This is a genomic window from Pedobacter terrae (assembly GCF_900100705.1).
In the GTDB taxonomy this organism is placed as follows: domain Bacteria; phylum Bacteroidota; class Bacteroidia; order Sphingobacteriales; family Sphingobacteriaceae; genus Pedobacter; species Pedobacter terrae.
On record NZ_FNCH01000034.1, the window covers coordinates 25868 to 36394 of the forward strand.

The 10527-nt window shown below is 38.5% G+C and carries 10 protein-coding genes; 8 read left to right on the forward strand and 2 right to left on the reverse strand.

Annotation, left to right across the window (positions count from 1 at the left end; translation table 11 throughout):
* Positions 1 to 120: 120 nt before the first annotated feature.
* The 6 genes from BLR60_RS23790 (at position 121) to BLR60_RS23815 (ending at position 5831) form a co-directional block, all read left to right on the forward strand.
* The gene (locus BLR60_RS23790) at positions 121 to 1743 is read left to right on the forward strand and encodes an ABC-F family ATP-binding cassette domain-containing protein (RefSeq protein ID WP_090504841.1); all 1623 of its coding nucleotides are present in this window, start codon (positions 121 to 123) and stop codon (positions 1741 to 1743) included.
* 166 nt (positions 1744 to 1909) lie between these two features.
* The gene (locus BLR60_RS23795; RefSeq protein WP_090504844.1) at positions 1910 to 2605 is read left to right on the forward strand and encodes a DUF4397 domain-containing protein; all 696 of its coding nucleotides are present in this window, start codon (positions 1910 to 1912) and stop codon (positions 2603 to 2605) included.
* Between the two features lie 121 nt (positions 2606 to 2726).
* Positions 2727 to 3311 carry an RNA polymerase sigma factor gene (locus BLR60_RS23800; protein WP_090504850.1) on the forward strand — a complete coding sequence of 195 codons (585 nt, stop codon included), beginning with the start codon at positions 2727 to 2729 and terminating at the stop codon, positions 3309 to 3311.
* Entirely contained in the window at positions 3304 to 4527 is a 1224-nt protein-coding gene (locus BLR60_RS23805; RefSeq protein ID WP_090504852.1) for an outer membrane beta-barrel protein, read from the forward strand. Before BLR60_RS23800 ends, BLR60_RS23805 begins: the two co-directional genes overlap by 8 nt.
* A gap of 41 nt (positions 4528 to 4568) precedes the next feature.
* Positions 4569 to 5198, forward strand: coding sequence for a Uma2 family endonuclease (locus tag BLR60_RS23810; RefSeq protein ID WP_090504855.1), 630 nt, complete (start codon positions 4569 to 4571; stop codon positions 5196 to 5198).
* 3 nt (positions 5199 to 5201) lie between these two features.
* Positions 5202 to 5831 (forward strand): Uma2 family endonuclease, encoded by a 630-nt coding sequence (locus BLR60_RS23815; RefSeq protein WP_090504857.1) that lies wholly within the window; start codon positions 5202 to 5204, stop codon positions 5829 to 5831.
* Positions 5832 to 5917: 86 nt separating this feature from the next.
* Here BLR60_RS23815 and BLR60_RS23820 read toward each other — a convergent pair whose 3' ends face one another.
* Positions 5918 to 6424: an FKBP-type peptidyl-prolyl cis-trans isomerase gene (locus BLR60_RS23820; protein ID WP_090504860.1), complete on the reverse strand. Its 507-nt coding sequence runs from the start codon at positions 6422 to 6424 to the stop codon at positions 5918 to 5920.
* A 10-nt stretch (positions 6425 to 6434) separates the two neighbouring features.
* The gene (locus tag BLR60_RS23825; protein ID WP_090504863.1) at positions 6435 to 8444 is read right to left on the reverse strand and encodes a thioredoxin domain-containing protein; all 2010 of its coding nucleotides are present in this window, start codon (positions 8442 to 8444) and stop codon (positions 6435 to 6437) included.
* A gap of 124 nt (positions 8445 to 8568) precedes the next feature.
* Between BLR60_RS23825 and BLR60_RS23830 the strand changes: the two genes are divergently transcribed.
* A complete protein-coding gene (locus tag BLR60_RS23830) occupies positions 8569 to 8934 on the forward strand; it encodes a DUF1016 N-terminal domain-containing protein (RefSeq protein WP_090504866.1) in 366 nt (121 codons plus the stop codon).
* A 32-nt stretch (positions 8935 to 8966) separates the two neighbouring features.
* Positions 8967 to 10064, forward strand: a complete 1098-nt coding sequence (locus BLR60_RS23835; RefSeq protein ID WP_090504869.1) for a mandelate racemase/muconate lactonizing enzyme family protein — start codon at positions 8967 to 8969, stop codon at positions 10062 to 10064.
* Positions 10065 to 10527 lie beyond the last annotated feature (463 nt).

Genomic DNA, 10527 nt, shown 5'->3' on the forward strand with positions numbered 1-10527 from the left:
GCACCTTCCAACTCTTAAATTCCAACCACCAAACCTTTCAACAATAAAACAATCAAACCATTAAACACTTTCCTTCCCTCAACCTTTTTGCGTATCTTTGCGGCTTATTTCAATTATAGCATGATTTCAGTTTCTAATTTATCATTACGGTACGGCAAACGCACATTATTTGAAGATGTTAACCTAAAATTTACTCAAGGCAATTGCTACGGTGTAATTGGGGCTAACGGCGCAGGTAAATCTACTTTTCTTAAAATTTTATCAGGAGAAGTGAATCAAACCTCTGGTAGCGTAGCTTTTACCCCAGGTGAAAGAATGGCGGTTTTAAAACAAAATCACTACGAATTTGATGAATTTTCGGTACTGGAGACCGTAATGATCGGTCATAAAGAACTTTATGCCATCATGAAAGAAAAAGATGCCATTTATATGAAAGAAGATTTCTCTGAGAAAGATGGTGAACGTGCCGGAGAACTTGAAAATCTTTTTGCAGAAATGGATGGCTGGAACATGGAAAGCAACGCGGCAACGATGTTGAGCAACCTGGGCATTACCGAAGATAATCACTATAAATTGTTAAAGGAACTGGATAATACACAAAAAGTACGTGTATTATTGGCACAGGCCCTTTTCGGTAATCCCGATATTTTGTTACTGGATGAGCCTACCAACGATTTGGACATCGAAACCATTGCCTGGTTAGAGAACTTTCTGGCTGATTATCAGAATATTGTGTTGGTTGTATCGCACGACAGGCACTTTTTAGATGCCGTTTGTACCCATATCGTAGATATCGATTTCGCTAAAATGAGTATTTACACCGGTAACTATACTTTCTGGTACGAATCGAGTCAGTTGGCGTTAAAACAGCGCAGCGACCAGAATAAGAAAATGGAAGATAAGGTGAAGGAACTTCAGGAATTTATCCGAAGGTTTAGTGCGAATGCGTCTAAATCAAAGCAGGCAACTTCCCGTAAGAAAGCTTTAGATAAAATTGATATTACCGAAATTAAAGCTTCCAGCAGAAAATATCCGGCCATTATATTTAATAATACCGGTCGTGAGGCCGGCGACCAGATTTTACAGGTAGAAAATCTTGGGAAAAATGGAAATGAGGGCGTGTTGTTCGATAAAGTTACCTTTATGGTGAACAAGGGCGATAAAATTGCCATATTATCTCAGAATAGTTTAGCTACTGCCGCATTTTATGATGTTTTAACTGGCAGAGATACCGATCATAAAGGAGAATTTAAATGGGGCGTTACCATCAGTACAGCAGATATCCCAAATGATAATTCTGAATATTTTGATGGTAAAGATGAAAATCTGGTTGATTGGTTACGCGAGTACTCTGGTACTGATGCCGATGAGCAATTTGTGCGTAGCTTTTTAGGCCGTATGTTATTCTCTGGCGAAGAGGTGCTTAAAAATGTAAAAGTGCTCTCTGGTGGTGAGAAAATGCGCTGTATGTTCTCCAGAATGATGTTACAACAGGCTAATCTGTTAATGTTTGATGAGCCAACGAATCACCTGGATCTGGAATCGATTGAAGCATTGAACAATGGCATGAAAGATTTTAAAGGTACCATATTGTTTACCTCACGAGATCACCAGTTAACAGAAACCGTTGCTAACCGCATTATCGAAATTACACCAAAAGGTACTATTGATAAATTGATGACTTATGATGAATACATCAATAACAGCGATGTTGCGAAATTAAGAGAAGAAATGTACGCTTAATTTTAAGCTTAGCATATTATTTTAGAGCCACATGTACCCCATGTGGCTTTTCTTTTATAAAAATTTAAACCAGATGTAGCGTTTTCATTCCTTTACTCGTTTTACAAGAAAAAAGCGTTAATGGCCATTAACCAGTTTTGTTCAGCAATTGATTTAAAACATTAAAATGAAAACGGATTTGAAAAATTTTAGCACTACGACAAAAATTATACTCTCTCTCCTTGCAATAACTTTAACGATAACGGCCTGCAAAAAGGATTTTAACAACGATCCGATAGAAGCTGCCGGTATTGGCTTTGTACATGCATCGCCAGGAACAGGTACACTTGATTTTATTTTGGATAACCAAAAAATAAACAGCTTTACCTACAATAAAGACCTTGGCTATTATGCAGCATACCCTGGCGTTAGATTAGTTGGTGTTGCTAAAAAAGACACTTTAAAATATTTAACTACAGCTCAGGCTGCGTTAAAATCGGGATCGTTTTATTCGGTTTTCGTAGTGGATACGTTAAAATCGACCAAACTTTTAATCCTTGAGGATGATTTAAAAGCGCCTGAAACCGATAAAGCTAAAGTTCGTTTTGTAAACTTAAGCCCGGGTTCTGCACCATTTGATTTGGCGGTTGCAGGTACAGATGCACCATTGTTTACGGCAAAAGCATTTAAAGAGTTTACCACATTTAGCAATATTGCACCAAATGACAGTTATACTTTTCAATTAAAACAGGGCGGAGCCATTAAAGTTAGCTTGCCGGCTGTTAAAATTGAAAAAGGTAAAATATATACCATCTGGGCCAAAGGCTTATCAAGCAAAACCGATAGTACCGGAGTTGGTTTATCAGTGATGACGAACAAATAAAACATTTTTCTCTCTACCTGTGAAAACGAAAATTGACACCGCCCGAATTGGGTGGTGTTATTTTCTTAAATTTGCCATCAAGCAATCATGATAAACCTTTAATAAATAGTCCTTTACAAGGGTGATAAAAAAAATACTCAGTTTTGAGGAAATTTTAAAAGGCTGTGTAAAAAACGACAATAGCTGCAAAGAAATGATGTATAAATCATTTTATGGCTATTTAATGGGCATAATTTTAAGGTATACCAAAAACCCTTCGGATAGTGAAGAGCTGGTAAATGATAGTTTTATCAAGATTTTCAAACATGTTGGCGGTTTTAAGGCACCCAAAAATCCGGAAGAATTACAACGATCGTTTAAAGGTTGGATTGCCCAGATTGCATCGCGGACAGCGATAGACAAAATCCGGAGTACTAAAGTTCAGTTTTATGTTGATGATTTAGCAGAAAGCGAACATCCGGTCACGCAGGTGTCTGTTGCCTCTGAACTACATGTCAACGATATTTTGAATTTACTAAACCACTTACCAGATACACAGCGACTGGTATTTAATTTATATGAAATTGAGGGCTTTGCCCACGATGAAATTTCGAAGATGTTAAACATTCCTGAAAGTTCCAGTCGTGTTTACCTCACCCGTTCTAAAAATAAGTTACGTACCCTTTACCTAAATACCATGGTTAATTCATACGAAAAAAATGGATAAGGAATTAATTGAGCATATTACGGCGCAACTCCAAAACCATGAGGAAGCTTATCCTAATGGTGCCTGGGAGCGCTTTTCGGAGAAAAAAAATAAGAAAAGAAGCATAGCATACTGGCCTTTATGGGCTGCTGCTGCCTTAATTTTTATTGTTGCAGGTGCAATTTTTACTTTAAACCATACCGCTCAGAAAGAAAACCTTGCCATAACTAAGCCTAAAATAAAAAGCAATCCTGCTATTAGTGGTAATACAAACACTAATCTTCATGCTAAAAATGATACGGAGCAATTAAACGACAATATTAAACCTTCAACTAATTTAACTTCTGGTCGCCCAACTCAAACTGCAGGAGTTGCAGAATCTGTAACAGAACAGCAAAACAATTATTCGTTTTTAAATACTGCTGCAGCTTTAAATCCGGTTAATCATAATCTACTCGACAATAAACTATCTGAAATAAATCTTTCCAGTTTAAAATCAAAACAGTTCGACATTTTAACGGAAAAGAAAAAACCTCAACCCATTAACACAACAACGGATTTTGAGAAACTGTTGGCTCATGATAGCTACGTAAATCAGCAAAAACCTACCGATAAAGCGACTGGCAACGCCAAATGGCAACCAGATGTATATGTTGCCCCGGCTATGGGTAACGATAATAAAGTAACCATGAATTATGGGTTTTCTTTATCATATGCCATCGCCAATAAATTATCAATAAGCTCCGGCGTATCTTATGCATCCATCAGCACAACAGAATCATTAAACGCTACTGCGCCACAAAGCTTATCGGGTAAAAATTTAGCTTCAGTTGATGCCAAAGTGCGTGGAATTAATGTGCCTTTAGAATTAAAATATAACATTAGCGATAAACTTTACACCAATGTTGGGGTTTCTGCCCTTGCTGTTTTAAACAACTCGCAGCAGAACAGTTATATTGTTAATCAGGTTCAAAGTTTCTCTGCTCCCGCAGTAAATGGTTATGCCGATTCTAAAACCTTGATTGTACAAGAAAAAAAGGTTGAGCCACAACCCGAAGCAAGCATAGATCCTGATAAATATATCGGATTCTACAACTTCTCTTTGGGCTACAAGCAAAAAATCTCTAAAAAGAATAATATTGCCATCGAACCTTTTTTAAGGTTGCCTATGAAAACTTTCTCTAAAGAAAACCTTAACCTTACCAATGGTGGACTGCGGTTAAAAATCGATTTCTAAAAAACTAAGATATTTAGTATATTTGGTTAAACGCCTTATATATGAAAAATATCAAACCCTACCCAACTGAAGATGAGCTGCCTTCCGTTAAAACCCTTAACGAGATAGATTTTTCTGCTACGTATAGTTATGCAGATTACATGCGCTTCGAATTTGAAGAGCGTTTAGAAATTATCAAAGGTTACATTTTCGAGATGAGCCCTGCTCCTTCCAGGATTCATCAAAAAATATCCGGAAGAATTTTTAACCCTATCTACAATGCATTAAATGGCTATCAATGCGAAGTATATTCAGCGCCTTTTGATGTCCGTTTAGCTAAGAAATCGCAGGATGACAGAGAAGTTTTCACTGTTGTGCAACCCGATATTGTAGTGGTTTGCGATCAGACTAAACTGGATAAGCGTGGTTGTATTGGTGCCCCGGATATTGTTATCGAAATTTTATCACCGGGCAACAATAAAAAAGAACTGATTAATAAATATGAAGTTTATGAAGAAGCAGGCGTTAAAGAATACTGGATTGTAAGCCCTACACACAAAACATTTTTCAGGTATATCCTCGATGATAACGGCAAGTTTCAACCGACAAAACTGCTTACTGAAGGCGAAGAGGTAACCACCAAAATTATTCCTGGCTTAAAACTGGTATTGGATGAGGTATTTAAAGATTAATATATGAAAAATATCAATCCCTACCCGAGCGAAGATGAACTACCTCCTATTAAAACACTTAATGAGGTCGATTTTTCTGCTTTATACAGCTATGCAGATTATATGCGTTTCGAATTTGAAGAACGCTTAGAAATTATTAAAGGACAGTTGTTTAAAATGAGTCCTGCCCCTTCCCGAATACACCAGGGTATTTCAGGCAATATTTTTGGACCAATTTATAATGCGCTCAAAGGTAAAAATTGTCGTGTTTATACTGCACCATTTGATGTACGTTTAGCAAAGAAAAGTGTAGATGATAAGGAAGTTTTCACCGTAGTACAACCCGATCTAGTGGTAGTTTGCGATCAGACTAAGCTCGATAAACGTGGATGTATTGGCGCGCCGGATATCGTGGTCGAGATTTTATCTCCTGGAAATAACAAAAAGGAACTAATTAATAAATACGAGGTTTACGAAGAAGCAGGTGTAAAAGAATATTGGATTGTAAGCCCTGCGCACAAAACATTTTTCAGGTACATCCTTGATGAAAACGGTAAGTTTCAGCCGACCAAAATGCTTACAGAGGGTGAAGAGGTAACCACATCCCTAATACCCAGCCTTAAACTTGTTTTGGAAGAGGTTTTTCAGGATTAAAATGCGTATTCACAAAAGAAGTCAGGTTTAAACAGCAATTTGCCCTTCAAAACCTGACTTCTTTAAAATCGTTTTATATTGATTTCTTAGTGACCTGAATGACCATCAGCACCGTGCGCATGGCCATGAGCCAATTCATCTTGAGTAGCCTCACGTACATTTAAAATTTCACCACTAAATACCAGGTTTTTACCAGCCATAGGGTGGTTTAAATCTACTGAAATGGTTTCATCATGCACTGCAGTAACACCTGCTCTAAACTGGTTACCATTGTTATCTTGCAATGGAATTACATCACCAACATTTGGTAATTCGCCACCAGCTTCGGTAAACATGGTTTTTGGCAGATCGGCAAAAGCACCAGGATCAATATCACCATAACCATCTGCTGCAGATAGTTCAAATGAATATTCATCACCAGTTTTTAAACCAGTTAAATGCTCTTCAAATTTAGGCAACATCATGCCAACGCCATATAAAAATACTAAAGGATTTTGTTCGTCAGCTTTTTCTACAAAAACTTGTTGTCCTTCTTCGTTAGTAGTATGTAATTCGTAAGTTAACGCTACTACAGAGTTTGGTGAAATATTCATTTAAATTTATTTATTGTACATACAATAATGCTTCCTCAACAGTGTTAACCGGCAACTGGCATACTTTATTTCGGCAAATATAAACTTTTGTTTCATTGCTTTGCTTACCTTTTAACAGCGGTAAGTTACTTTTTGTTCCGCCCAATGTAATTTTGTTAGGAATATAATGCCCGCTTAATTCCAATTTCACCACGTCGCTTTCTAATCCGGTAATGGCAATTTCATTTATGCCGTAAATTTCATTCAATAATTGAATGGCCCAGTTGGAGTAAGCAGAGCCATAACTCTTAATCTTCGGCTGAACCGCAGCAAGCATTTGAGAGGCTTTTTCAGTATATTCTTCCATATCAAAAAGTAGCCCTAGTTTTTTTAAGTTCTGGGCCATGGCAGAGTTCGAAGCCGGGATTACATTATCCATCACTTCATGTTTACGGGCAATTAAATCTTCGCTTTCTGCAGAGGTATAAAAAAACATCGGTGAATCTGCATCCGTAAAATTAGCCATCACATAATCAGTCAATGCTTTTGCTTCTTCTAACCATTTTTCATCAAAATCAGCTTCATAAAGGGCTATTAAAGCTTCTATAAAAAAAGCATAATCATCCAGGAACCCCGTAATAGAGGCTTTTCCGTTTTTATAATTCCGGTATAAGCCACCATTTTCAGTCTTTAAATTACCTAGAATAAAATTGGCTGCAGTGGAGGCCTTTTCGTGATAGGCTTGGTGATTTAATACGGCTGCAGCATCGGCCAATGCTTTAATCATCAACCCATTCCAGGCGGTTAAACATTTATCGTCCAAACCTGGCCTAACTCTTTCGCTACGCACAGCCATTAATTTTGATTTGGCCGAGTTCACTTTATCATACAGTTGCGCTGCATCTATATCAAATTTAGCAAGTAGGTCGTCATCGCTGATAGTTTTGCGTAAAATGTTGGTCTGTTCCTCTTCCCAATTACCCTCTTCGGTAATATTATAATAAGCGCCGATCAATTGGGCATCTTCTCCCAACACCTGGTCAAATTCTGCTTTATCCCAAACATAGAACTTTCCTTCTACTCCTTCGCTATCTGCATCCAATGCCGAATAGAACAAGCCATCAGCAGAAGTCATCTCGTCAAACACCCAATTAATGGTTTCTACAACAGTCTGTTTAAAAGAATCGAATTTGGTGCATTGATAGGCTTCGGCATATAAACTGATCAGCTGCGCATTATCATAGAGCATCTTTTCGAAATGCGGTACATGCCATTTATCATCAACCGAATAGCGGGCAAAGCCACCCCCAATCTGATCATAAATTCCTCCCCTGCTCATTTCTTCGAGTGTATGGCAAACCGCTGTAAAAACAGATTCGTCATCTTTTAAAAAGCCATAACGCAATAAAAACACCCAATTATTAGGTAAAGGAAATTTCGGTGCACGGTTATAACCTCCATAACCAATATCGAAATGGCGTTTCCAGGGCTCGATAATTTCCGTCAGATGATCATTAGTGTATTCTTCTGTTTCAAGCGCTGGGATTATTTTTTCACTGTCTTTGATCCCTGAAGTTAACCTTTCCGCATATTGGATAGCTTTATCAGGTTCATTAGCCCAGAGTGCAGCCACATTCTCCAGAATATTAATCCAGTCGTTTTTTCTAAAATAAGTTCCGCCATAAATCGGGCGCTGATCGGGCAAACAGATGCAGTTTAAAGGCCAGCCGCCGCTACCGGTCATGAGTTGGATGGCGTACATATAAATCTGGTCAATATCCGGGCGTTCCTCCCGATCCACTTTAATGCATACAAAATGCCGGTTCATCACTTCTGCAACCTCATGGTTTTCGAAACTTTCTCGCTCCATTACATGGCACCAATGGCAGGCCGAATAACCAATACTCACCAAAATCAATTTGTTTTCGGCTTTAGCTTTTTCTAATGCCTCCGTACCCCACTCATACCAATTAACCGGGTTATGGGCATGTTGCAGCAAATAAGGTGATGAGGCGTGGATTAAATTATTCGTATCTGACATGGCTTGAAATGTAAAATGTAAGCGGGAAAATGGAATTAATTGGAGGCGTAAATCTATTAATAATCTACAAACCTGTTCCGATTTAGTTTTGTTTTTATACTTTAGTTGAAAATCAACACGATGAATGGAATTGAGCAAAAATGATTTATTTAATGCCATAAAAGAGATCATTAATCAATCTCGCTTAAGAGTATTTCGTGCAGCGAACGCTGCATTACTCGGATCTTATTGGCAAATCGGAAAGCTTATTGTTGAAAATGAGCAGCAGGGAAAATTACGCGCAGATTATGGGAAAGCAACATTAAAAAATCTTTCAAACCAATTAACATTGGAGTTTGGGAAAGGCTTTGATGAAAGAAATTTGAATAATATGCGATCATTTTATTCTGCATTTCCAATTCGGTACGCAATGCGTCAAGAATTGAGTTGGACTCATTATCGGCTTTTATCCCGTTTCGCAAACCCTCAACCTTCCACCCTATACCTTTAACCTTACACCTTCAGCCTTCAACCTTAAAAACCATGAAAATTACCCACACCGAAATATACCGCTTTAGCATCCCGATGGAGCCCTTTGTGATTGCAACCGGAACCATGCATTTTGCACAGAATGTGTTGATCCGCATTTTTACTGATACGGGTATCCATGGCATTGGCGAATGCTCTGCCTTCCCGATGATTGTGGGTGAAACGCAGGAAACCTGCATTGCCATGGCCAAAGATTTCGCGGCTATTTTAAAAGGTAAAGATCCCCTGGATATCCCAGAGCGAATGAACGATTTATTGGGTTATGCAGACCATAACAACACCATTAAAAGTGCTTTCGATATGGCATTATTCGATATTACAGCAAAAAATGCAAACTTACCCCTGTATAAATTTCTTGGTGGAACCAAACGCACCATTGAAACCGATATGACCATTGGCATTGATACACCGGAGGGCATGGCCACTACGGCTTTGAAATATAAAAGTCAGGGTTGCCGGATCTTAAAAATTAAGCTCGGCAAAAAAGTGCATGATGATATAGAAAGGGTAAAACAGATCCGCGAGGCCGTGGGCGAAGATTTGATTTTGCGTCTGGATGCTAACCAAGGCTGGAGTTTTGATGATGCTTTATTTGCTTTGGGCGAACTGGAAAAATACCATATCGAGTTTTGCGAACAACCTATGCGTACCTGGTATGATGATCAACTACCCGAGCTGAATGTAAATTCGCCAATTAAACTGATGGCCGATGAAAGCTGTTATAACCACCACGATGCCCGAAAACTGATTAATAGCCAATCTACCACTTATTTAAACATTAAATTCTCTAAATCTGGCGGTATACTCGAAGCGCAGAAAATACATGAAGAAGCCTTAAAACATGGTGTAAAATGTATGATTGGCAGCATGCTCGAAAGCCGGATTGCATTGAGCGCCAACCTGCATTTCGCATTGGCCAGTCCTAACGTGGAATTTTTTGATTTAGATACCGCATTGTTAGGCCACCTGGTTGATCCGGTTGTTGGCGGCCTTACTTATAACGGTTATTTTCTTGATGTTCCCGAAGAAATCGGCATCGGCGCAGAAGCGGATGAGTTTTTTCTGGAAAAATGTGAAAGCTGGACTATTTAGTTCAGTTGTTCATTAGTCAATGGTTTATTAGTTTTCCGGTATAGCGCCAAGTAAATAGTTTTGAGTTGAGCGTTTCTCCGAGATGTTTTTTAAGGCATTATGCTAACTTGCGCTAATAAAACCCAGGTTTTACCGATTACGCCCGTCTCCCGATAGCAATCGGGACCAAGGGCCGGCCCAATCAAAAAAACAGGTGCATACCAAAACAACTAGCATTACCAAACCTTAAACGCAGTGAGTTTTGTGCTTCATGTTTGCAAAAGCCTTTCACTAACCCCTAACGAACAAAACAAAGTGCCGCTGTTTTTTGATGTGCTAGGGCTATGAGCAAAAGGCCCATTGCTGGATCCGATAGCTCCTATGTTTACAATGTTTAATTTAGTAAGCATAAAGTGAAAAGGATCGAGAGTAGACCGATGGCAAAATAACTCATGAAGTATATTGACCGATAGATACTACCTCT